The sequence below is a fragment of the Neisseria sp. P0009.S007 genome (assembly GCF_051962515.1).
Genome location: NZ_JBQCVF010001031.1, coordinates 1 through 301 on the forward strand (window position 1 = coordinate 1; position 301 = coordinate 301).

General features: G+C 45.2%; 1 pseudogene. It reads right to left on the minus strand.

Going from position 1 to position 301, the window contains the following annotated elements:
- A pseudogene (locus tag ACTHS3_RS17625) lies at nt 1-301 on the minus strand (DNA recombination protein RmuC); the annotation flags it as partial.

Sequence of the window (301 nt, forward strand, 5' to 3'; positions counted from 1 at the left end):
GTATTGAGGCGCTCGTTTTGGACTTGAAGCGCGTGGTTTTGCTCCAAAAGGGCGGCGTATTCTTGTTTCAGACGGCCTTTTTCAGCTTCCTGTTGCTGTAAAAGGCTGTTTTTGTCGTCGATATTGGCTTTTTCTTGAGTCAGTTGTGTGGAGAGGCGTTCGTTTTGGACTTGCAGCGCATGGTTTTGCTCTAAAAGCGAATCGTAGTCTTGTTTCAGACGGCCTTTTTCCGTTTCTTGTTGTTGCAAAAGCGTATTTTTATCCGCACTCAATGCCTGTTCTTGAATCAGCTGAGTGTTTA